Origin of the sequence: Brevibacterium sp. SIMBA_078, assembly GCF_046534565.1 — a bacterium.
Lineage (GTDB): Bacteria > Actinomycetota > Actinomycetes > Actinomycetales > Brevibacteriaceae > Brevibacterium.
In genome coordinates this window covers 1-236 of record NZ_JAWRYQ010000581.1, presented here as the reverse complement: position 1 = coordinate 236, position 236 = coordinate 1, and the positions used below count along the sequence as shown (strand labels likewise).

The window sequence follows — 236 nt, the reverse complement described above, 5'->3', positions numbered from 1 at the left end:
TTATCAGTTCGCTAATGTGATGGATATGGAGAACTTTAATATTTACCTCGGGACGTATTACTCCATTCTGGATAGCGACGGTGATAAAAAACACGGTGATGATACTGATGACCGTTACGGCGCACGCGTTCGCTTTAAATACTTCTTCTGATGAAGGCGCGGTGCTGGATATTTTCCGGCACCGCAACTCATTAAGGCAGGTAAAACACTTCTTGCAGCCCACTACTCACCGGGCT

Annotated in this window: 1 protein-coding gene; it reads left to right on the top strand. The window is 46.2% G+C overall.

Annotation, left to right across the window (positions count from 1 at the left end; genetic code table 11):
• Positions 1 to 151: carbohydrate porin (locus SB749_RS20875; RefSeq protein WP_410712000.1), on the top strand; the 151-nt coding region annotated here is incomplete at its 5' end.
• Positions 152 to 236: the final 85 nt, after the last annotated feature.